The organism is Nostoc sp. FACHB-110 (assembly GCF_014697425.1).
Classification (GTDB): domain Bacteria; phylum Cyanobacteriota; class Cyanobacteriia; order Cyanobacteriales; family Nostocaceae; genus Nostoc_B.
Genome location: NZ_JACJRU010000002.1, coordinates 19,133 through 41,825, shown reverse-complemented (window position 1 = coordinate 41,825; position 22,693 = coordinate 19,133). Strand labels below are relative to the sequence as shown.

Here is a 22,693-nt window from a genome sequence, read left to right as displayed (position 1 = left end):
GAATTAAGCGATCCCCGAACCGAGTTCCTACACCTAATAATTTTCTTTCTAAGTCGTTATTTTAGCCTTTTGCAATAAGTAATGGGCTGAGATTGGCTTTTTGAATATAGCTCGAAATTATTTTTTAATGACCACAAGCGAAATTACCTTCGACTTGCGTTAATTGTCATGCCTAAAAAAATTTAAATTCACCTTTGAGGAGACATATTTATGACAGAATTTTTTAACCAAATTTCGCGGCGTAAATTTATCGTAACAGCTGGGGCATCTGCAAGTGCGGTATTTCTTAAAGGTTGTTTAGGAAATCCCCCAGATAGCCTGACTGGTGGAAGTTCTCAGTCTGCGCCTACTGCTCAAACTGTAGCGAATATTAGCCCAGAACAAGCACCGGAAACAGATACAGTTAAATTAGGATATATCCCCATTGTTGAAGCTGCACCTTTAATTATTGCCAAAGAAAAAGGCTTTTTTGCCAAGTATGGCATGACAAAAGTTGACCTTTCTAAACAAGCTTCTTGGGGTTCTGCCAGAGATAACGTTGAAATTGGTTCTGCTGGTGGTGGGATTGATGGTGGACAATGGCAAATGCCCATGCCACATTTAATTACCGAAGGTTTAATTACTAAAGGTAATCAAAAAATTCCGATGTATGTGTTGGCGCAGTTGGTAACACATGGAAACGGGATTGCGATCGCCAGTAAACACGCTGGTAAAATTGGTCTGCAAGTTGCTCAAGCTAAGTCTCTATTTTCCGAGCTAAAATCTTCTACACCATTTACTGCTGCATTCACTTTCCCCCACGTTAACCAAGATTTATGGATTCGTTATTGGTTAGCGGCTGGTGGTTTAGACCCAGATGCAGATGTTAAATTGCTCACCGTACCTGCGGCGCAAACTGTCGCCAACATGAAAACCGGGACAATGGACGCGTTCAGCACTGGCGATCCCTGGCCTTATCGCATTGTCAGAGATAAAATTGGTTTTATGGCGGCGTTAACCGCAGAGATTTGGAAAAATCACCCAGAAGAATATTTAGCCATCCGCGCTGACTGGGTTGATAAAAATCCCAAAGCCACCAAAGCAATTTTAAAAGGCATCATGGAAGCGCAACAGTGGTTGGATAACTTTGACAACCGCAAAGAAGCCGCCGCAATTCTCGCAGGCAGAAATTATTTCAACTTACCCACACCGGAAATTTTAGCAGACCCATATCAAGGTAAATATGACATGGGTGATGGTCGCAAAATTGACGATAAATCAATGGCTGCTTATTACTGGAAAGATGAAAAAGGTAGCGTGTCTTATCCGTACAAGAGTCATGATTTGTGGTTCATAACTGAAAATGTGCGTTGGGGCTTCTTACCCAAAGATTATCTCGCCAATAATGCCGCGAAGGCTAAAGAACTAATTAATAAAGTTAACCGCGAAGACATCTGGAAAGAAGCCGCAAAAGAAGCAGGTATCGCGGCGGCGGATATTCCCACAAGCACATCTCGCGGCGTAGAAGAATTTTTTGATGGGGTGAAATTTGATCCTGAAAATCCCGAAGCATATCTCAAGAGTCTCAAGATTAAAAAAGCGAGTGTTTAGTTATTAGTCCTTAGTCATTAGTTAATTGAGAGAAAAATCATGACAATTGCACAGAAAAGACCAAGTAGCCCAAGGTTAGATAACAGTTTTATTTCACAGATACAGAAACAAATTCCGAATATTGTACCGCCAGCGATCGCAATTTTAATCTTTCTCGGACTGTGGCAATTATTTGCTTGGACTCCCGGCGCAACCTTGCCAGGGCCAATTCAAGTAGTGCAAGATACTTGGGTACTGATTTTCTGGCCTTTCTATGACAGAGGTGGTATTGATAAAGGTCTGTTCTGGCAAATTTGGGCTAGTTTGCAACGGGTGGCTATTAGTTACACACTAGCTGCGGTGGTTGGTATTGGCTTGGGCATTTTGATTGGTGTGAATCAAACCATGTCCAAAGCTTTAGACCCACTGTTTCAACTATTAAGAACTGTACCGCCTTTGGCTTGGGTTCCTATTTCTTTGGCAGCACTGCGTCAAAACGAACCAGCAGCATTATTCGTAATTTTCATCACCTCAATTTGGCCCATCTTAATTAACACAGCAGTTGGTGTAACGCAAATTCCCCAAGACTACAACAACGTTGCTAAAGTTCTACAACTTAGCCGCAAAGAATACTTCTTTAACATTTTGATTCCGGCTGCTTTACCTTACATTTTCACTGGCTTAAGAATTGCGATTGGTTTGGCTTGGTTAGCGATTATCGCGGCAGAAATCGTTATGTCTGGGATTGTCGGTATCGGCTTCTTTATCTGGGATGCTTACCAAAATAACGACGTGAGTGAAGTAATTTTGGCTCTGGTTTATATCGGTGTCGTTGGTTTATTACTCGACAAGTTCATGGCTTGGTTACAAAACCTGATTTTACCAGCAGAACAAAAATAAGTATGAAGGATGAAGTCTGAAGTCTGAAATTTATCTTTCTCACTTCATACTTCCCACTTCATACTTCCCACTTCCCACTTCATACTTCATACTTCATACTTCACTATGTCAGTATTCGTTGCTGTTGATCAAATTGATAAGGTATTTAATTTAAGTGGCGGCGGTCAATATATTGCTTTAAAAGGTATTGACCTGCAAATTAAAAAAGGTGAGTTTGTTTCTTTAATTGGTCACTCTGGTTGCGGTAAATCCACATTATTAAATATGATTGCGGGCTTGGATTTGCCAACCGAAGGTATTGTGACACTGCAAGGACAAAAAATCACCAAGCCAGGGCCAGACCGGATGGTGGTATTCCAAAATTATTCGCTGTTACCTTGGCGGACGGTGAGAGAAAATATTGCCTTGGCGGTAGACTCGGTAATGAATGGTTTACCTGCGGCAGAACGGAAGGCAATTGTTGAAAAACACATAGATATGGTGGGTTTGCGTCCCCACGCCGACAAACAGCCAGGAATGCTTTCGGGTGGACAAAAACAACGGGTGGCGATCGCTCGCGCTTTGGCAATCCGTCCTAAACTATTACTGTTAGATGAACCCTTTGGGGCGTTGGATGCCTTAACCCGGGGTAACTTACAAGAACAGTTAATGCAAATCTGCGAAGAAAATGAAGTCACTGCGGTAATGGTGACTCACGACGTAGATGAAGCTGTGCTGTTGTCTGACAGAATTGTCATGTTGACCAACGGCCCCGAATCTAAAATTGGTGACATCTTAGAAGTAGATATCCCCCGTCCCCGCAAACGGATGGAAGTAGTGGAACACCCCAGCTACTACAGCTTGCGGAGTGAGATGATTTACTTCCTCAACCAGCAAAAACGGATTAAGAAAATTCGGGCGCGGAAAACAGCCGCCATTTCTCGCCACGGTTTAGAAAAAGTTAACTTAGAAATTGGCTTCCTACCGCTTACCGCCTGCGCCCCCCTCGCTGTCGCCAAAGAAAAAGGTTTCTTTGCCAAGCATGGTTTAGATGAAGTCAACTTAGTTCGGGAAACTAGCTGGCGGGGTATCGTGGATGGTATCACTGGCGGTTATATAGATGCAGCCCAAATGCCTTCCGGGATGCCGATGTGGTTAACCTTAGGCGGGTACAAAAATCAACCCATCCCCGTCGTTACCGCCCTCACCATGACCCGCAACGGTAACGCCATTACCTTAGCTAAACGCTTTTATGATGAAGGTGTCCGCACCTTATCAGACTTCAAAAATTACCTTCTCCACACCCGCGAACAACGCCACACAATGGGCGTAGTCCATCCAGCCTCCATGCACAATATGTTGCTACGTTATTGGTTGGCGGCTGGTGGTATTGACCCAGATACAGATGTGGATATGCACATTATTCCACCCGCCCAGATGGTCGCTGACTTGCAAAACAAGAGTATTGACGGTTACTGTGTGGGTGAACCTTGGAACTATCGCGCCGCCGTGGAAAATGTCGGCTTTACCATCGCCACAGACTTAGAAGTTTGGTTAGGACACCCCGGTAAAGTTCTCGGCGTGCGGGAAGATTGGGCAGAAATGTATCCTAACACCCATATTGCCTTAACCAAAGCATTGTTAGAAGCCTGCCAATACTGTGCAGATCCCCAAAACACCGAAGAAGTTAGAACAATTGTGGCGGGGAGAGAATACGTCAGCACTGATTTAGACTACATCCAGCTAGAAGACCCGAATAACCTGACTTGTGACATAGACCATCCCCTACGGGACTACGCCCACCACCAGTTTTACTCTGATTCGGCGATTAACCGCCCCAGCCGCACAGAACAAATTTGGATTATGACTCAGTTGGCGCGTTGGGGTGATACTCCCTTCCCCAGAAATTGGGTAGAAGTTGTCGAACGAATTTGTCGGGTGCGCGTCTTCAGTACCGCCGCACGGGAATTAGGTTTAGATATCAGCTATACTCGCCAACCCATTCAATTATTTGATGGTATGCCCTTTAACGCTGATGATCCTATCGCCTACCTCAACAGCTTAGAAATTAAACGCGACTTTTCCATCGCCGAAGTCATTCTCGACGCGCCCATTAGAAGAATTGCGTAACGGAAATTTGAACCTCCGAGGTTGAACGATGAACCTTTTATCTTCACCGTTGAACCTCAAAGGTTGAACGGTGAACCTCAAAACCTCATCGCTGAACCTCAAAGGTTGAACGATGAACCTCAGAACCTCACCGTTGAACCTCAAAGGTTGAACAATGAACCTTTTATCTTCACCGTTGAGGATAAAACGTTCATTCACCAAGCTCAGAACTTCAAACTTCAAACTTCATACTTCAGACTTCACACTTCACACTTCACCCCCGCCATGCAAAACCGCAATTTGTCCACCGTCACCAGTACTTCCAGAAAGCCCTTACCAACATTGACAGATAACAGCAGAGCTTTCCTCGAAATCAGAGATGTCAGCAAAGTTTACCCCACGAAGAAAGGCCCCTTCACTGTTCTTGATGGTGTTAACCTCAGCGTTAACCAAGGTGAATTTATTTGTGTGATTGGTCACTCTGGCTGTGGCAAGTCTACACTGCTCAACATGGTGTCTGGGTTTAACTTTCCTACAACTGGACAAGTGTTACTGGAAGGTCAACCCATCACCAAGCCAGGCCCAGACCGGATGGTTGTGTTTCAAAACTACGCCCTGTTACCTTGGCGGACTGCGTTTGAAAATATCTACTTAGCGGTGAATGCAGTTTACCCCAACAAAATAGAAGCGGAGAAAAGAGCAATTGTCCGCGACCATTTGGCGATGGTGGGACTGGCTGACGCAATGGAGAAAAAGCCAATGCAAATGTCTGGCGGTATGAGACAGCGTGTTTCTATTGCACGGGCGTTGGCAATTCGTCCCAAGGTGCTGATTTTAGATGAACCTTTCGGGGCGTTAGATGCGATTACTAAAGAAGAATTGCAAGAAGAACTGCTGAAAATTTGGAATGATAACCGTTGCACAGTGTTAATGATTACCCATGACATTGATGAAGCGTTATTTTTAGCAGACAAATTAGTGATGATGACCAATGGCCCTCACGCCAAAATTGGTGAAGTCATGGAAATTCCTTTTTCTCGTCCCCGCGATCGCGCCCGCATCATGGAAGATCCACAATATTACAAGCTGCGTAACTATGCCTTAGACTTCCTCTTCAACCGTTTTGCCCACGATGATGTGGGTTAGTCAATCAAACTTGACTATTGACCCATCACTCCCAACGACAAAGGTTAGCAACACAGCACGGGGTAAAAGCTAAAAGGAATTTGTACCTTTTATCTTTTGCCTTATTTTTTTATATAGCTGTAGTCACTTAGGTGAGGACAGTGTTGATAGCTTCAAGGTGTGATGGATACTTGTTTTCTACTCAGCACAGGCTAAACGCCCCGCTACCGCTAACAGCACTCAGCACTTTGCTATAACTAGCAAATGAAAACTGCCGTAAGTTAATTTACACCATCTCAAACTTTAATTGATGGCTCTTAAAAAAATCATGAGTAAAATGATCTACTGTATTTGTATCTGCAAGTTCTAAATTATAAAAATCGACAAACTCGTGGTCAAAATAAGGGCCAGCGTGCCAAGTCCCCTCATTTAATTTAATAAAGCAATTGCCAGGAATGCGGAAAGCGGCAATTTCTTCTAACACTGGTTCTGGCAAATCATTATAGGGTGGACAAACTGCTATGAACCAATCTTTCCCTTCTAAAGAACCTAAACATTGAGTACACTGCATATGACGCGTAATTTTATGAAACTTCCGCCCCCGCTTATCTAGACGCATAATATAAAATCGTGGCGTACCATTTTGCAGATTTAATTGAGCATCTGCCGCATCAAAAGCTTTACCATCTGAACTAGCAAAAATCACCTGTCCATAACGCCGAAAGTTTTCTGGCGTAATTAATTCTGCTTGTAATTGTTGCAAGGTTTGTGCTGTAGCCATAATATTTTGTAAATTACCAATCTAGCTCTTTGGGAATCAGCGATTTGGGAATTAAAGAAGCTTGAATTTTTTTATCAGAAGGTTTTGTGTACCACCAAGCCCAAGCAATTAAAACTGCTTGCATAGGCAATCTAATTGCCTGTAACCAAGGTGAATCTGAATATGGTATTGCCTCAATCTTAATATGATTTATTGCCATGTTGATATTAGCAGGAAAAACTGCAATAAATAGCAGCACTAGTCCCCAAGCCGCAGCTTGACTAACAGGAGGCACTAATAAGCCGATACCCCCCAAAATTTCGTAAAATCCACTCAGATAAACTAGTTCTAATGGGTAAGGCAGTTGTGGAGGCATAATTTTGACGTAAGGGTCAGGTACAGCAAAGTGTGTGATGCCAACTATAATGATGGATACAGCTAAAATGACCCGAAATAATTCCTGACGCTGATTCATAATTTCGCCCGATACTGTTGCTTATCACTTCAGTGTGCTGGTTGAGGGCGCATATGTCTTCAGTCAACAGTCGTAAAAATCAGCAAACTTCAGCCAAAATAATACCTATATTTGAGATTAATTTGGTCATTTACCAAATGCAGACATAAATCACTATCAAAAAATTTAAAACAGCGATCGCGCTTTGGCAAGTTCGGATTTAGCGAGCCTTAAATTCATCTCTACCGTCAAAAAATAGCAATAATGGCACACAAAAACTAGACAATTTGCTTGCCATTATGCCTAAAAACTAGATTAATTTTCAGCAAGCTCTATGTATTTATAGCAGTAATATTGTCATGCTTCCGAGTCAATATATTACTTGAGGCTGATTTTATTTGGTTAAATGTTAATAAATATTAGAGAGTCAATCAAATAACTTTTACTACTGTTAACAATCATAACACTACTCATAGCGATCGCTGCTTGGATAAGTTGCTCAATCAACATAAATTTGGGGCTGTAAAGTGCTTGGGGCATAAGTTTTACTATTTTAATCAAGATTGAACTACACTAAGTATTATGATTAAGTTGGTAAAAAATAATAGCTAGCTATAGTTGCAGTTAGCCCTTGACGAAATGTACACTTTTAGTAATGATGATTGCTGGATAATGTTACTAGCTTGTTATTGTCTACCCTCAACTTCAGCATAGACAATCAACCTAGTGATTTCGATTACGAGCTAGCCCGTATCAAGCTGCACACGCCATGTGAAGGAAACCTCGTATACCAGTCAAAATACTTACCAGATAACATAGTAACTAACTGGGAAGTCATCATTTAAGCGAGTAACTAACAATTGGGTATGTATTCCTGAAATTAAAGGTAATGTGCTGCATATGAATAAACAGCCACTAATTTTGGTTGTAGAGAAAAATATTAATCATTTAGAGTTACTAAATTCTCATCTCAAATCACTCAATTTTGCTTGCATTTGTGCGACCCAAGGAATCAAAGGTCTGATATTAGCACAAACGCACCGCCCTAATTTAATCATCTTAGACATGATGATTTCAGATATTAGAAGTGTTCAAGTAATTGATTTTTTGAAGCGAGAAACTCAAACAGCTAATATCCCCATTATTGCTACGTTTCCTTGGTACTTAGCGCGTGAATCTGAGCGTCAGTTTCTCAAAGGTACGGATAATTATATAACCAAGCCTTATGATTTTAACCAATTGGAAATTGTGCTTTCTCAATACTTTAATCAGTTAAGTTTTTCAGGTTTGCTTTCGGGATAGATTCGGGATTACGAACTTCTGGTAGCTGTTGTAATACTACAATAATTCCCGTTCTACCTGTGACTAAATTTGTATTAGTCATTAAGTCAAGTGTGGGTTTACCAGTAACTTCCTCAATTAAATTTTGAAGTTGGCTTTTTAGGATTTTATCTAATAAGACCCGGACTTGTTCTGCTAAATTTCCATGCCCACCAGATATGAGTGTCCGCTCTACTAAAGTAGAGGAGTTTTCTAACGAAATAACTAGTTCTGTGTCAAAGAAATGACAAACAACTTGGCTAGGCCTTTGCCCTAGTTGTTCATAATATAAAGCACTAATACGCTGTGCAATTTCTCTTTCCAGTTGTCCAATAGTGGGGTATGGCATTAATGTTGATCTATGTTTTGATAATTTTATATGTAAATTTTACAATCTTTTATTTTTTAAAAGCTTGCATCATTAGTTTTACACCATTATTGTAACAGTTGCTAATTTATACATATTATATAGGATACTTGTAATCAAAAAGCAAGATTTTAATTGATTATTTTTATTTCAAATTAATGCTTGAGTACTGTTGATCCAAGCATTAATTCATGCTGACTACCTGAATAAATATGTTCGATTAAATGTTATTTAATAAAGTTTGTTTGGTTAAATAATTTTATTTTTGTACTAGCATTAACAGAGGTTGAAAGTTAGCAAATAGGAGATAAAAAACTTATTGATTTTTTAATTTGATAATTGTTGTTTCAAAATTTTACTTTGACTGTTATACAACAGATTTCTATATTCACATTTTGCACCTAGCCCCGACGAATTCCATTCGCTGAGGCTAGGTGCAAGATGTGAATCAACAAGGCTTGGGAAGCAGCGCAGGCGGTGAGGGAGTTTTTTATGAGCCTACTTGCTTATTTTGTGCCAAACAAGCGATCGCCTGCATCACCCAAACCTGGGATAATATAACCGTGTTCATCTAAATGGTCATCTATAGCAGCAGTATAAACCTGTACATCAGGATGAACTGCACAGAAATGCTTTAGTCCTTCTGGGGCGGCTAGCAAGCAAACAAACCTCATCGATAAAGGATTTGTAGACTTTAATCTGTCCACCGCAGCCACAGCCGAGTTTCCTGTTGCTAACATCGGATCGACAATAATCATATCCCGTTGTTCCACATCATGGGGAACTTTAAAATAATATTCAATCGGAATTAATGTTTTTGGGTCGCGGTATAAACCAATATGTCCCACCCTCGCTGAGGGAATTAATTCTAACATTCCATCTAATATTCCTTGCCCTGCTCGCATGATCGAAACTAACACTAGCTTTTTATCTGGTGCTAGTACTGGTGCATTCATCGGGGCTAGGGGTGTTGTAATTTCTTCATATTTCAGCGGTAAATTGCGTGTTACTTCATAACCTAACAACAAACTAATTTCCTTAAGGAGATTACGAAATTTCGTTGTGCTAGTTTCCGCTTTCCGCATCAAAGTAAGTTTATGTTGAATTAATGGATGTTCAATAACTGTTACTTGATTTTGCATTTTGTCAACTTAAGTATGAAGTATGAATAATAGACCTTTTACATAAATATTTTTTAGTTTCGCGCCAAGGCACAAAGGCGCAAAGAAAAGCTCGCAAATTATGACTTTTACCAGAAGTTGAATGAAGTTTAAATTTCCACCTTCATTCTTCATCCTTTAAAATACTGTTCCATCACTGTCAATTTGGATAGGGGGTTGTCCACTTTTTCTGAGTTGGGCGGCAATTTTGCGCCCTGCTGTCCAAGTGCCGCCTTGGAGGATTTTGACTAAAGGTAGTTCTACAACACTCATATCTAACTTTTGGCGGACGGTAGCCGCAATTTCATCTAACAAAATTACAGTTAAAGCACGCCATTCAATTATTAACTCTGAACCGACAGAATGAGATGAATGGAAAATATCTGGGTCTTTGATACTAATTAATCCTAAATCGAGACATAAACCACCATTACGATATTCTGGTAATCCCGTTAGTGCATCTAAATCAGTAATAATTAAACCTAATTCTTGTAATGGTTCTAATAAAGAGTAAGTTAACCATTGAGAAAGTTTATGGAATGGAACTAACCTATCGTCAGTGACAGCCCAATGTTGCCACACATCGCCCAGGTTAACTTCAGCAATTGTTAATCTTGGTGGCCAAATATCACTCAAACCTTCTAGTACAGTACTAAATACAGTTGACGCTGCTAACTGCCCATTGTCTGATTTACTCACAAGATAATTAACTAAATTGCCTGGACGCGGGTTTTCTTCCCCAAACAAATGCGGAAAAGCAACTACAACTCGACCCAATTTTTGTAATAATTGCGATCGCCCACTAATTCCTACTAAGGGATTTTCTGCACTAACTTGAAACCCACTGGCTAATTCTGCCTCAGTTAACCTCAGCAATTTTAGTGCATCTACTTGCGGCAAGCCTGACAAAGAAAACGCCCCTTGACAAAACATCTCAAAGCTAGCAATAGCCAACCCCTCAGAACGTCCCAAACTCAAGCCCGTTGACTGTTCATGATAACGCCAACTCTCCCCCGCCCCCGCATCTAACAATACACTCACAATTGCCAAATCAAACTTAGCGATGGCTTGTTGTAAAGGCGTTAGTCCCGCTAACAAATTATTTAAATTTGTTAAACGCGGTACACCTTGCGCTTCAAAATGTCGCCACCGACTATGAAACGGAATATTTAAATCAGGGTACTCACAGCGCATCACCTCAACAACATAGTCTGCCACTTTTCCCAACTGTGACAAATCACAAGTAAAATAGCGCGACTTCCCCTCATTAACTAACGCAAAAATTTGCCCACACCTTTCCCTTATCGCCTTGGGAGAACGAAGATACTCAATTTTTCTCTGTGAACTCTGTGTCTCTGTGGTTTTTTCCACCCTTCACCCCTGTAATGCCACCATTTATGAGGGGTTACAAGATACCCAACTTCTCAAAAAAATCGGATATCTGAACACTCTCACGTCTTAAAATTCACGGACAGGCTAGAAGCCTATCCCCAAGAAAGTGATAATGCAACGATTATATTCAGTATGAATTGAGGAAAACTTTTCAGACTTCACACTTCATACTTCCAAAGACCGTCCCTTCACTTCTGCCAAGCCGTCTGTATCTAACACATCCCCTGTAGTGTAATAACCAGCAGCTTTTTTTGCTTCAATTTCCACCCGCGCATCTTGAGGAATTAAATCTTCGGGTATAGGAATGCGTTCCACAATTTCAATACCTGACTGAGTAATGGCGTTGTACTTCATATTACTCATCGATACCATCCGGTCAATCCGCGTCATCCCCAGCCAATGTAACACATCAGGCATCAATTCCTGAAAGCGCATATCTTGGACACCTGCAACGCATTCTGTCCGGGCAAAATACGCATCAGCGCGATCGCCTCCTTCTTGACGCTTGCGGGCATTGTATACTAAGAATTTCGTCACTTCTCCCAAAGCCCGGCCTTCTTTGCGACAGTAGACAATAATTCCCACCCCGCCTTCTTGGGCAGTTTGGACACATACCTCAATCCCGTGGACTAAATAAGGGCGACAGGTACAAATATCTGAACCAAAGACATCAGAACCGTTACACTCATCGTGTACTCGCACAGCCACAGGTTTATCGGGGTCAGTAATTGCCGCTATATCACCAACAATATATACAGTCAAACCCCCAATGGGTGGTAGAAATACTTCCAAATCAGAACGCGTCACCAATTCTGGGAACATTCCCCCAGTTTGTTCAAACAAAGCCCGGCGCAATTCACCTTCGGTAATGCCAAAACGTTTAGCAATTCCAGGTAAATACCACACTGGTTCTATGGCTGCTTTGGTGACAACTAAATCACCGCCAGGTTTCATAATTGTCCCATCCACCTGCAAGCGGCCTTTCGCTACCGCATCTTGCAGTTCTGGCATATTGATATGCGCCTTGGTGATAGCAATTGTCGGGCGGATATCATAACCTTGCTGGAGATAGGCAGAGAAAACTTCTGGTGCGATCGCTCCTAAGGGGTCAAGTGAGACAATTTTATCAGGGTCAGCCCAGCTAGGATGGGGGCCAATCTGCTCAATGGGAGAAGTATTAGTTAAATCAGCGCGGTGATCTGTTTGTAAAGCACCACTAGCCACCGCTAAAGCCCGATAAATTGCATAACCGCCTGAATGAGTACCAATCACATTCCGATGTGTTTGATTAGTTAACGTGGCAATTACTGGGCCTCTTGCCATTGGGTCAGTTACTCCCCAAGAAATCGGAATTGGCTTGGGGCCAAAACGACTGGGATGTGATGTTAAAACAATATGCCGGGACACACTATTTGGCTTTGGCATAGTCATAGGTTTTTGTAATGTTTTGATGAATTATTAGTCACTAAGTAGATGTCAAGTATCAATAGTAAGTTTTTTTATTTAAAAATTCAGTTTCCTAATGACTAATTGTTTACCACTCTATTATGTAGAGTTTCGTATTAATAGTATTGGTTAATACAATTAATAGCACAAAAACTGCTGAGATTTAATATTAATGTGGAATAAATTTAAAGATGAGATTAAACGTCACTGTAAACAGAATTTTGTGCGAAAGTTATTAATAAGGTAAAAACACTAATCTCTAATTCTCTCAAATTCATGGATTCTTTATCTATCAATTCATTACTTGAAGATTTGAAAAATCCCAACGCTTCTGTGCGGGAACAAGCAACTAAAAAACTATGGCGGATTTGGTTTCAGCAAAAGGGAATTAGTGGTCTAGAAAAAATCGACCACAGTCAAAAATTACTGGATGCTGGTAAAACCACTGAAGCGGAATCAGTATTAACCGAATTGATCAAACAACAACCTGATTTTGCTGAAGCATGGAATCGCCGTGCTTTCCTCTACTACAGCACAGGCAAATATAAAGAATCTTTAGCTGATTGTCAGATGGTAATTCAAATTAACCCAGTGCATTTTGGCGCACTGCATGGTATGGGCTTATGTTATGCGGCGATTGGTCAATATGTTGATGCAATCAAGGCTTTTAAACGCGCTTTAACAATTCAACCCTATTCTTTAGTAAATCAAAAGTTGATTTTAGAATGTACACTCAGACTCAGCTAAAACATTCGTCTGAAGCGTACATTTTCTTAGATTATGAATCCGTTACCACCCTTAACAACAGTGATTCATCGCCTTAGTCGCCGCCAGTTGATTCAGTATGGTTCTATTTGTCTGGGTAGCAGTTTGCTTGCTGCTTGTACCAATAGTAACCAACCTGGAAATTCTTCTTCACAGCTAGATAAAGTCAGCTTTGGAACAAACTGGTATGCACAAGCAGAACACGGCGGATTTTATCAAGCGATCGCCACAGGTATTTATCAAAAACACGGTCTAGATGTCACCATTAAAATGGGCGGCCCACAAGTACCTAGCGGCACTCAGTTGTTAGTCGGGGGTGCAGTTGATTTCTTTATGGGGTATGGCATCGATGCCATTAACGCCATTGTTCAAGGAATCCCCAAAATTACCGTCGCGGCCATCTTCCAAAAAGACCCGCAATGTCTCATCTCCCATCCCAACACAGCAACCAAAACCCTTGCAGACCTCAAAGGCAAACCAATTTATATTTCAGCAGCAGCAAACGTCACATATTGGCCACTTCTTAAAGTTAAGTATGGTTTTACCGACGACCAAAAACGCCCTTATAACTTTAACCCCGCCCCCTTCTTAGCCGATAAAACCTCGGCACAACAAGGTTACATCACCTCAGAACCCTACGCCATTGAAAAACAAGGCGGCTTTAAACCCACAGTCTTTTTACTAGCCGATTATGGTTACACTACCTACGCCACAACCATCGAAACCAAAAAAGAACTAGTAGAAAAAAATCCCGACTTAGTGCAGCGATTTGTTGATGCTTCTATCAAAGGTTGGTACAGCTACCTCGAAAATCCCCAACCAGCAAATCAACTCATCAAAAAAGATAACCCCGAAATGACCGATGACCAACTAGCTTACGGCCTGCAAAAACTTAAAGAATATGGGATTATTACTTCTGGTACTGCCGTACAACAAGGTATCGGCTCAATGACAGAAGAACGCTGGAAAACGCTCTACGATAGCATGGTAACTGCTGGCATTTATCAGCCCAACATTAAATATCAAGACGCGTTTACATTGCAATTCGTCAATAAAGGCATAGATTATTACAAGTCTGTATGAGTAACCATCCAGCGATTACTCTGAGTCACATTAGCAAGGTCTACGCTAATGGCACTGTTGCCCTGCAAGACCTAAACTTAGCCATTGCCGAAGTGCAATTTGTCAGCTTAGTAGGGGCTTCGGGATGCGGTAAAAGTACGGTATTGCGGCTGATAGCTGGATTAGGTAAAGTCAGTTCCGGTAATATTGACTGGGGTATACCGCCAACAGCCCGAAAATTAGCGTTTGTCTTTCAAGATGCCGCCTTGATGCCTTGGGCAACGGTGAAAGAAAATGTCCGCTTACCTTTAAAATTGGCAGGAGTGCCTCAGCGAGATGCCCAAAATTTAGTCCAGCAAGCCTTAACATTAGTAGGACTCACAAATTTTGCCGAGAGTTATCCCCGACAATTATCTGGGGGGATGAAAATGCGCGTCTCCATTGCTAGGGCGTTAGTGACTCAGCCCAACATTTTATTAATGGATGAACCTTTTGGGGCATTAGATGAAATTACTCGCAGTAGACTCAACAGCGATTTATTAGATTTGTGGCAGAAATATCACTGGACTGTGGTGTTTGTAACTCATAATATTTACGAAGCAGTGTATTTATCTAATCGCGTCTTGGTCATGGGGGCAAATCCTGGGCGGGTGGTGGCGGATATTGCAATTGATGTGCCTTACCCCCGTGATGAAGAGTTTCGGACATCGCCAATATATAACGAATATTGCCGTCAGGTTTCGCACTGTTTAGCCGCAGCGATGAATTAACCGCCGATGAAAAGCATTGAGAGAAAAACAAAAAGTAAGTTTATTTCTGCTGAGGTTTTAGCACCTGTTGTAGTTGGGGCGTTAGTGTTATTACTATGGGAAATTTTGGTGCGGTTAACAAACTTACCGCCTTATATTTTGCCTGGGCCTTTATTAGTATTTCAAACGTTAATTGCTGATTGGAACGAGTTATTTTCTGCGTTATTAATTACGTTACAAATTACAATTGTTGCTTTTATTGCTGCTGTCGTTTCTGGCTTATTCATAGCAATTTTGTTTACGCAAAGTAAATGGATCGAAAAAAGTTTATTTCCCTATGCAGTTATTTTACAGACAACGCCGATAGTAGCGATCGCCCCCCTCATCATCCTCTGGTTTAAAAATAATACCTTCGCCGCCCTTGTAGTCTGTGCTTGGATAGTCGCCTTCTTCCCCATCGTCTCTAACACCACCCTCGGACTCAACAGCGTTGACCGCAACTTACTCAACTTATTCCAACTTTACAAAGCCTCTCGCTGGCAAACCTTATGGTATCTACGCTTACCTAGTGCTATGCCTTATTTTCTAGGTGGGTTAAAAATTAGCGGTGGTTTAGCCTTAATTGGTGCTGTCGTCGCGGAATTTGTCGCCGGAACTGGTGGTGCAAAATCAGGCATTGCCTACCGTATCTTGATTTCTAGCTATAACCTGCAAATTCCGAGGATGTTTGCGGCTTTATTTCTCACCACTGGCTTAGGCGTATTAATATTTGTCAGCCTCAGTTACCTATCAGACTTTATATTAAGTAAATGGCATGAAAGTGCTGTTAAACAGGAAAATTAATAAAACGCAGAGGTACGCTGAGGTTCACGCAAAGGTGCGCTGAGAATCAAACCCTCTGTGTACTTTCGCGTTACTCTGCGTTAAAAAAAGACTATGGCAACTACCAATTTAGAAACTCTCACTGCTGCTTTTACAGGCATCGAAACCATCACCGACCCAAACCAAGTAGCGAAACTGTCCCAGGATTATCACACCTTTAGCCCTGTCCTTGTACCCAAACTCGCTGGCAAAGTCGGAGATATTGTAGTACGTCCTGCTAATGAAGAGGAAGTAGTTAAAGTAGCAGCGACTTGTGCCAAATTACGCGTACCTATAACTGTACGTGGTGCAGGAACAGGGAATTATGGGCAATGCGTACCGATGTACGGTGGTGTAATTTTAGACATGACCAAGATGCAAGAAATTCTCTGGGTCAAACCAGGGGTAGCGCGAGTCCAAGCAGGGGTGAAATTGGCAGCCTTAGATAAAAAAACGCGAGAAAGCGGTTGGGAAATGCGGATGGCCCCTTCAACCTACCGCACAGCGACTATTGCAGGGTTTGTTGCTGGTGGAAGTGGTGGTATTGGCTCAATACAGTATGGGTTACTTGGCGATCGCGGTAATCTTTTGGGCTTGCGTGTGGTAACTTTAGAAGCAGAACCCCGTGTCATAGAACTGCGCTCAGATGACGTGCAGAAGGTCAACCATGCTTGGGGAATTAACGGCATTATCACCGAGGTAGAAATTCCTCTAGGCCCTGCTTATCCTTGGGCAGAAGTAATTGTTACTTTTGACGACTTCATCACAGCCGCAAAATTTGGGCAGTCTCTAGGTAACGCCGATGGGATGATGAAAAAAACCATCTCCATCTTTGCATCTCCCATACCAGAATACTTTACCGCTTTGCATCAATATATTTCTGAGGGTAATCATGCAGCCCTATTAATGATTGCCGAGCCTAGTTTAGAACTATTATCTGGTTTGGTACAGCAATTCGGTGGTCGAATCACCTATCAAAAACCAGCCCAAGAAGCAGGTAAAGGATTAAATTTAGCCGAATTTACTTGGAATCACACCACCTTGCACGCCAGAACTGTAGATACTTCGATTACATACTTACAAAGTATCTTCCCAGCCGATCAAGGTTTAGAATTAGTCGAAGAACTTTATCATCATTTCGGTGAAGAAGTGATGATGCACTTAGAATTTATTCGTGTTAACGGTCGAGTCATACCTGCGGCTTTACAACTAGTACGTTACACCACTGCAGAACGCCTCAACGAAATTATTCATTACCACGAAGCCAAAGGTGTGTTTATCGCTAATCCCCACACGTATATTATTGAGGACGGTGGCAGAAAAGTAATCGATCCTGAGCAGTTGAAATTTAAAGAAATGGTTGATCCCTATGGACTGATGAACCCAGGCAAAAGCAAAGTATTAGAATTCCAAATTGATGGCGTTGCTGATTAGAGGGATGTTTTTTGTTTCGCGCAAAGGCGCAAAGGCGCGAAACATCGATAGTTAACCTTGCTAAAAATGCTGGGAGCATCCCGCATTTATGCAACGCCCCAAATTGATAATTAACTAAGTAAGTCAGTGCAATAAAACCAAACTATGTAAATAAAAGTAAATAAAGCTCAAACTCTTTATCTCCCTGCCCCCTGCTCCCCTGCGGTCTTCATGATAAGTCTTTAACAGGACACGATATAAAACCCATTAACCCAACCTCCACAGATAAACTTTGTGCGTAAGTCATACCTAATAAATGTGTGCATCAGCATTTATCTGTGGTTTAATTGTCAAAACCGTGGGCATAACCCAAAATCTATCTTTTAATCATTGCTCATGATTGACATCGACGGTTCCTTTGGAGAGGGAGGCGGACAAGTTCTTCGCACTTGTCTGAGTTTAGCTGCCATTACTGGTGAACCTATTCGCATTACAGCTATTCGTGCTGGACGCAAAAGACCAGGGTTAGCGGCACAGCATCTCACAGCTGTTCGTGCTGCTGCCAAGATTTGTCATGCTCAAATACAAGGTGATGCTTTAGGTTCGATGACGCTGGAATTTACTCCTACTATTCCAGTACAGGCGGGAAACTATACCTTTGATGTCAGCGAAGTGCAAGAAGGTGGTTCGGCTGGGGCAATTACTTTAGTTTTACAAACTATTCTCTTACCTCTAGCACTAGCCCAGGGTGACTCTCATGTGACTTTACGCGGAGGCACTCATGTCATCTTTAGCCCAACGATGACCTATATTGAGCAAGTCTATTTGCCGATGTTAAAGCGGATGGGGATAAACGCATCTGTGAAATTAGGGGCTTGGGGGTGGTATCCCCAAGGTGGCGGAGAAGTTAAGATGCAGGTTAGTGGTGGTAGTCAACTGTGTGGTATTGATTTGCTAGAACGCGGTGATTTACAGCAAGTGCGGGGACTTGCTGTGGTGACAGATTTACCTGCCCATATCCCCCAACGTATGGCAAATAGGGCGGAAAATTTATTAAGAACAGCTGGATTAAAAGTTTCGATACAAGCTTTGCGGGAAAAGAGCATAGCAGCAGGAGCAGGGATTTTTTTAACGGCTGAATATAAACATAGTCTGACAGGATTTGGCGGGTTTGGCCGCTGGCGAATGTCATCGGAAAAAGTTGCCGAAATTGCTTGTGAACAGTTACTGAAGTTTCATCACGCTGGCGCACCTGTCGATGAGCATTTAGGGGATCAGTTAATCTTGCCAGCGACTTTAGCTTCTGAAGAAAGTCAATATAAAGTCGCTAATGTGAGTTCTCACCTGACAACCAATGCCACAGTAATTGAAAAATTTGGACTTTCGCGGGTAACTGTAGACAAGGTGGAGAAGATTGTCAAGGTATTACCTATAAAGAAACTAGGGCTATAGAAGTTTGATGATGTGAGGAAACACCCTACTAACCCATCAGGCTAGTCTCAACAGACAATATTTGTGAGTATGTTCTTAATACCCGCACAGAAAAGGACGGTAACTACAACCGTTGAGAGAATTTAATTTTTGTTACATTTCGTTACACTAGAGACATCGAGAGCGAAAAGTCAATCTCTCGGCAGCATTCAAAGGTGAACGATATGAATGGCACAATTCGCGTTGGGAATCTCTTCGGGATTCCGTTTTACATCCATCCTTCGTGGTTTTTAGTTCTGGGTTTAGTGGCTTGGAGCTATAGTAGTGGACTGTTAGCGCAATTTCCCTACTTATCTGGGGGGTTGGGTTTGCTACTAGGATTGATGACGGCGTTATTATTGTTTGCTTCTGTCGTCGCCCACGAATTAGGACATAGCTTTGTCGCTATTCGCCAAGGAATTGATGTTAAATCGATTACTTTATTTATCTTTGGTGGTTTGGCAAATCTAGAAAAAGAATCGAAAACTCCTGCTGGGGCTTTTTGGATTGCGATCGCAGGCCCGTTAGTAAGTTTATTACTCTTTGGTCTGTTTACAGGCATTGCCATAACTGGCGCAGTCTCTGGCCCCTTAGCCGCAATTTTGGGTGTGCTAGCAACTGTTAACTTAGCGTTAGCGTTGTTTAACTTAATCCCTGGCTTGCCTTTAGATGGCGGTAATGTCCTCAAAGCTTTGGTGTGGAAAATTACAGGTAATCCTTACAAAGGTGTCAGTTTTGCTAGCCGAGTTGGACAAATCTTTGGTTGGGTGGCGATCGCCTCTGGGATAATTCCTCTATTATTCTTTGGCAGTTTCGCTAATGTTTGGAATCTGTTAATCGGTTTCTTCTTACTGCAAAATGCTGGTAATGCAGCCCAATTTGCCAGAGTGCAAGAAAAACTCAATGGCTTAACCGCAGCAGATGTAGTCACAACCAATAGTCCCATCATCTCTGCAAATGCCAGTTTGCGAGAGTTAGCTGACGAGCAAATTTTCCAAGGCTGGTGCAGGTTTCTGGTGACTGATGATGCTGGACAATTAGTTGGTGCAGTGCTGGTAGATGACTTGCGAACCATCCCCACAACCCAATGGTCGGAAACTCCCGTGACACAAATCATGCGCCCAGTTGCTGCATCAAATACAGTCAAATCAGATCAACCCCTGTTAGAAGTCATACAGCTACTCGAACAGCAAAAACTATCCGCCTTAGCTGTCATTCGAGAAAACGGTGTACTGGTAGGAATTTTAGAAAAAACGGCAATTATCCAGCTATTGCAAGGTAATCCTCTGGCTAACGCTGCTTAAACTCTATTTCTTGTTCAAGAATACTCCTTCAATGAAAAGGGTGTAGAGGGGGTAGGGTGTAGGAAACCACATACTGAAAAGCAGGGGCTTGTACCCTATGGGGTGTGGGAAAACAACCTCTAACCTACACCCCGTTTTAGTCACCTAAAATCAAATACTGTTAACCTCACCTGCATGAATACTCAGACAAGCTCTAACTCCCCAGAAATTTATTCAATTTTGAGCCAAACTCAACGTCTGCGAGTTAGCGATGGAAAGATGAAACCCATTCTAGATGGTTGCAGCCACAGTTCAAAGCTACTGGTACTTATATGGTCGCAGTTGGGAGATTTTGATAATTTAGAATATGCTTGGTGGCTGAGGAAAGAAAAAGAACAAATCCAAGCTAGAGGAATTTCAATTCGAGCTATTGGAATTGGCGATCACAATTCGGGAATCAAGTTTTGTGAATATACTGGGTTTCCTCAAGAATGGTTGTTTGTAGATGCAAAAGCCCAAATTCATAGCCTTTTAGGTCTTTATCAAGGTTTATCTCTACAATTTCCTTTGCTATCAAGTTCACAAAAAGCTTGGCTGAATTTAATGCTCATGTGTGCAGGGATTGGTAGCCCAGGAACCTTGAAGGAAGTTTTTCGGGGTTACAAAGGTGACAAGAAAGCCCCTCAATTAATTGCTGATGAGGAAGTCGTTAGAGGTACGCCATTACCACCAATCAAAGGTGCATTTTTCAAGGCGGCTGGAGGAAAGGGTTTTCAGCGACCTTTTGAACTAGCAACCTTGCGCCTGCGAAACATGACCCAAGTTTTGAGCAACTGGAAGATTTACGTACCAGACTCATCTTATTTGACACAACGTGGAGCAACTTTTGTATTTGATTCTCAAGGGCAATTAATCTATGAACATCAAGATCAGGGCATTTTAGGTTTTGCCAAAAATATGAGCAATCCCTTATCTTTTTTGGATGAGTAAGTAAGTCGATGCAATAAAACCAAACTATGTGAAGAAAAGTAAATAAGGCTCAAACGCTTTTTCCCCCTGCCTTATTCCAACAATAATTATTTACACCGACTTACTTAATTTATTCTGGTGCTTAAACTTGTTATTTACTTTTAATAAATTCCTCTGATAACCAAGTAATATCCAGCATATTATCTATCAGGCTGAATATCGGTAGAAAATTTTAATAGAGGAGATATGAAATGTTGCAAGTTATCTCTGTTAATGTAGGACTACCCCGTGAAGTGCTTTGGAAGGGTAAAACAGTGACAACTGGAATTTTTAAAGAACCAGTTGAGGGACGAGTGATGATGCGATCGCTCAATTTAGATGGAGATAGACAAGCTGATTTGAGTGTCCACGGAGGTAAAGACAAAGCAGTTTATGTTTATCCATTCGAGCATTACGACTATTGGCGGCACAAGTTACCTTATATGGATTTGCCCTGGGGAATGTTTGGTGAAAATCTAACTACGGTTGGCTTATTAGAAGATGAGGTTAATATTGGCGATTGCTTTCGGATTGGTAGTGCAGAGGTCATGGTAACTCAACCGCGAATGCCTTGTTATAAATTGGGAATTAAGTTTGGAAGAACTGATATAGTTAAACTGTTTTTAGATAGCCGCCTAACGGGGTTCTACTTTTCAGTGCTGCAAGAGGGTACAGTCGAAAATGGTGATACTTTGTCGTTAATCAGTCGAGATTCAAATAATGTTACTGTTGCTAATATTACCCAACTTTATGCACGGGCAACACACGACCTAGAACTGTTACAGCGTGCTGTACAAGTTGAGGCTTTACCTACAGGTTGGCGAGATTACTTTCAGCAGCAAATCGAGAAGTTTAAAAGATGAATTTCATTAGGGAGAAAAAATTTCGGGCGTTGCTGATTAATGGGATGAATTTTGTTTCGCGCAAAGGCAAGGCAGCGCGTTGGGTGGCTCTGCCGACTTGTTCGCTGAAAGCGTTCCCGCAGGGTAGCGACTGCCGCGCAAAGGCGCAGACAGCAAGAGTTTTAAAAGTGGAATTTTATGATTTCATCCCGCACTTATGCAACGCCATAAAATTAAGTTAGAAATTGCAAATCCCTCGTAGCATGGGTGCTTTGAAGGATTCCGGTATTAAGTTTTTTGAGTTTTAGGTTAAACTACTTGCTTCCTTAACTGCTTGCTTTAACTCTTCAAAGGTAATACTACCGTCTTTATCTGAATCATACTGTGCTATTAATCCTTGGGGGCTAGTTGTCTTTGTTTGTGATGAGATGACTGCGCTTAAGCCAGGACTTAAAAAAAGCTCATTAATGGAGATTTTGCCGTCTTGATCGCCATCTAGGGTATTAAAAAGAGATCGAAGTTCTTGCTCGGTTGTCATAAGTTTTTATCTGAATTAATCTTTTACTTTAATATTTCACAAGTAAATAAACTTATATCAAAAGATATATAAATAGGTATCGTTGGGATTTAGATTAGATGAGATTAGAAGTTCAGCAAAG

At 41.7% G+C, this 22,693-nt stretch carries 23 protein-coding genes; 15 read left to right on the top strand and 8 right to left on the bottom strand.

The window, feature by feature from the left end:
• Nucleotides 1–210: 210 nt before the first annotated feature.
• The 4 genes from H6G69_RS02660 (at nucleotide 211) to H6G69_RS02645 (ending at nucleotide 5,703) form a co-directional block, all read left to right on the top strand.
• Nucleotides 211–1,590: a CmpA/NrtA family ABC transporter substrate-binding protein gene (locus H6G69_RS02660; protein WP_190681293.1), complete on the top strand. Its 1,380-nt coding sequence runs from the start codon at nucleotides 211–213 to the stop codon at nucleotides 1,588–1,590.
• Between the two features lie 39 nt (nucleotides 1,591–1,629).
• Nucleotides 1,630–2,469, top strand: coding sequence for a nitrate ABC transporter permease (gene ntrB, locus H6G69_RS02655; protein WP_190681292.1), 840 nt, complete (start codon nucleotides 1,630–1,632; stop codon nucleotides 2,467–2,469).
• Nucleotides 2,470–2,574: 105 nt separating this feature from the next.
• Nucleotides 2,575–4,578 (top strand): nitrate ABC transporter ATP-binding protein, encoded by a 2,004-nt coding sequence (locus H6G69_RS02650; protein WP_190681289.1) that lies wholly within the window; start codon nucleotides 2,575–2,577, stop codon nucleotides 4,576–4,578.
• 264 nt (nucleotides 4,579–4,842) lie between these two features.
• Nucleotides 4,843–5,703: a nitrate ABC transporter ATP-binding protein gene (locus H6G69_RS02645; protein WP_190682004.1), complete on the top strand. Its 861-nt coding sequence runs from the start codon at nucleotides 4,843–4,845 to the stop codon at nucleotides 5,701–5,703.
• Nucleotides 5,704–5,968: 265 nt separating this feature from the next.
• On the opposite strand, the gene H6G69_RS02640 is transcribed toward H6G69_RS02645, so the two are convergent.
• The 3 genes from H6G69_RS02640 to H6G69_RS02630 all read right to left on the bottom strand — a co-directional run bounded on the left by H6G69_RS02640 (nucleotide 5,969) and on the right by H6G69_RS02630 (nucleotide 7,436).
• Nucleotides 5,969–6,463, bottom strand: a complete 495-nt coding sequence (locus H6G69_RS02640) for an ureidoglycolate lyase (RefSeq protein ID WP_190681287.1) — start codon at nucleotides 6,461–6,463, stop codon at nucleotides 5,969–5,971.
• A gap of 13 nt (nucleotides 6,464–6,476) precedes the next feature.
• Nucleotides 6,477–6,917, bottom strand: a complete 441-nt coding sequence (locus H6G69_RS02635; RefSeq protein WP_190681285.1) for a DoxX family protein — start codon at nucleotides 6,915–6,917, stop codon at nucleotides 6,477–6,479.
• A gap of 381 nt (nucleotides 6,918–7,298) precedes the next feature.
• Nucleotides 7,299–7,436, bottom strand: coding sequence for a hypothetical protein (locus H6G69_RS02630; RefSeq protein WP_190681283.1), 138 nt, complete (start codon nucleotides 7,434–7,436; stop codon nucleotides 7,299–7,301).
• 360 nt (nucleotides 7,437–7,796) lie between these two features.
• Here H6G69_RS02630 and H6G69_RS02625 point away from each other — a divergent pair, with 360 nt between their 5' ends.
• A complete protein-coding gene (locus tag H6G69_RS02625) occupies nucleotides 7,797–8,198 on the top strand; it encodes a PleD family two-component system response regulator (protein ID WP_190681281.1) in 402 nt (133 codons plus the stop codon).
• Here H6G69_RS02625 and H6G69_RS02620 read toward each other — a convergent pair.
• From H6G69_RS02620 to H6G69_RS02605, 4 genes are all read right to left on the bottom strand, one after another.
• Nucleotides 8,161–8,565 carry a DUF2294 domain-containing protein gene (locus H6G69_RS02620; protein WP_190681279.1) on the bottom strand — a complete coding sequence of 135 codons (405 nt, stop codon included), beginning with the start codon at nucleotides 8,563–8,565 and terminating at the stop codon, nucleotides 8,161–8,163. The genes H6G69_RS02625 and H6G69_RS02620 overlap by 38 nt on opposite strands.
• Before the next feature lie 524 nt (nucleotides 8,566–9,089).
• Nucleotides 9,090–9,725 carry a uracil phosphoribosyltransferase gene (gene upp, locus H6G69_RS02615; protein WP_190681277.1) on the bottom strand — a complete coding sequence of 212 codons (636 nt, stop codon included), beginning with the start codon at nucleotides 9,723–9,725 and terminating at the stop codon, nucleotides 9,090–9,092.
• Nucleotides 9,726–9,881: 156 nt separating this feature from the next.
• Nucleotides 9,882–11,114: a URC4/urg3 family protein gene (locus H6G69_RS02610; protein ID WP_190681276.1), complete on the bottom strand. Its 1,233-nt coding sequence runs from the start codon at nucleotides 11,112–11,114 to the stop codon at nucleotides 9,882–9,884.
• Between the two features lie 186 nt (nucleotides 11,115–11,300).
• The gene (locus tag H6G69_RS02605) at nucleotides 11,301–12,560 is read right to left on the bottom strand and encodes a GTP cyclohydrolase II (RefSeq protein ID WP_190682001.1); all 1,260 of its coding nucleotides are present in this window, start codon (nucleotides 12,558–12,560) and stop codon (nucleotides 11,301–11,303) included.
• A 297-nt stretch (nucleotides 12,561–12,857) separates the two neighbouring features.
• Here H6G69_RS02605 and H6G69_RS02600 point away from each other — a divergent pair, with 297 nt between their 5' ends.
• The 10 genes from H6G69_RS02600 to H6G69_RS02555 all read left to right on the top strand — a co-directional run bounded on the left by H6G69_RS02600 (nucleotide 12,858) and on the right by H6G69_RS02555 (nucleotide 22,276).
• Complete coding sequence (locus H6G69_RS02600) at nucleotides 12,858–13,328, top strand: tetratricopeptide repeat protein (RefSeq protein ID WP_190681274.1); 471 nt, start codon at nucleotides 12,858–12,860, stop codon at nucleotides 13,326–13,328.
• Between the two features lie 33 nt (nucleotides 13,329–13,361).
• A complete protein-coding gene (locus tag H6G69_RS02595; RefSeq protein ID WP_190681273.1) occupies nucleotides 13,362–14,429 on the top strand; it encodes an ABC transporter substrate-binding protein in 1,068 nt (355 codons plus the stop codon).
• Nucleotides 14,426–15,178, top strand: coding sequence for an ABC transporter ATP-binding protein (locus tag H6G69_RS02590; RefSeq protein WP_190681271.1), 753 nt, complete (start codon nucleotides 14,426–14,428; stop codon nucleotides 15,176–15,178). The genes H6G69_RS02595 and H6G69_RS02590 overlap by 4 nt, the downstream gene beginning before the upstream one ends.
• A 6-nt stretch (nucleotides 15,179–15,184) precedes the next feature.
• The gene (locus tag H6G69_RS02585) at nucleotides 15,185–16,000 is read left to right on the top strand and encodes an ABC transporter permease (protein ID WP_190681269.1); all 816 of its coding nucleotides are present in this window, start codon (nucleotides 15,185–15,187) and stop codon (nucleotides 15,998–16,000) included.
• A gap of 93 nt (nucleotides 16,001–16,093) precedes the next feature.
• Complete coding sequence (locus tag H6G69_RS02580; protein WP_190681267.1) at nucleotides 16,094–17,452, top strand: FAD-binding oxidoreductase; 1,359 nt, start codon at nucleotides 16,094–16,096, stop codon at nucleotides 17,450–17,452.
• 375 nt (nucleotides 17,453–17,827) lie between these two features.
• A complete protein-coding gene (rtcA, locus tag H6G69_RS02575) occupies nucleotides 17,828–18,883 on the top strand; it encodes an RNA 3'-terminal phosphate cyclase (RefSeq protein WP_190681265.1) in 1,056 nt (351 codons plus the stop codon).
• Nucleotides 18,884–19,086: 203 nt separating this feature from the next.
• Nucleotides 19,087–20,205 carry a site-2 protease family protein gene (locus H6G69_RS02570; RefSeq protein WP_190681263.1) on the top strand — a complete coding sequence of 373 codons (1,119 nt, stop codon included), beginning with the start codon at nucleotides 19,087–19,089 and terminating at the stop codon, nucleotides 20,203–20,205.
• Between the two features lie 174 nt (nucleotides 20,206–20,379).
• The gene (locus H6G69_RS02565) at nucleotides 20,380–21,174 is read left to right on the top strand and encodes a peroxiredoxin-like family protein (RefSeq protein WP_190681261.1); all 795 of its coding nucleotides are present in this window, start codon (nucleotides 20,380–20,382) and stop codon (nucleotides 21,172–21,174) included.
• 230 nt (nucleotides 21,175–21,404) lie between these two features.
• Nucleotides 21,405–22,055 (top strand): MOSC domain-containing protein, encoded by a 651-nt coding sequence (locus H6G69_RS02560; protein WP_242071958.1) that lies wholly within the window; start codon nucleotides 21,405–21,407, stop codon nucleotides 22,053–22,055.
• Nucleotides 22,052–22,276 (top strand): hypothetical protein, encoded by a 225-nt coding sequence (locus tag H6G69_RS02555; protein WP_190681259.1) that lies wholly within the window; start codon nucleotides 22,052–22,054, stop codon nucleotides 22,274–22,276. The genes H6G69_RS02560 and H6G69_RS02555 overlap by 4 nt, the downstream gene beginning before the upstream one ends.
• Before the next feature lie 62 nt (nucleotides 22,277–22,338).
• On the opposite strand, the gene H6G69_RS02550 is transcribed toward H6G69_RS02555, so the two are convergent.
• Nucleotides 22,339–22,572 (bottom strand): EF-hand domain-containing protein, encoded by a 234-nt coding sequence (locus H6G69_RS02550; protein WP_190681257.1) that lies wholly within the window; start codon nucleotides 22,570–22,572, stop codon nucleotides 22,339–22,341.
• Between the last annotated feature and the right edge of the window lie 121 nt (nucleotides 22,573–22,693).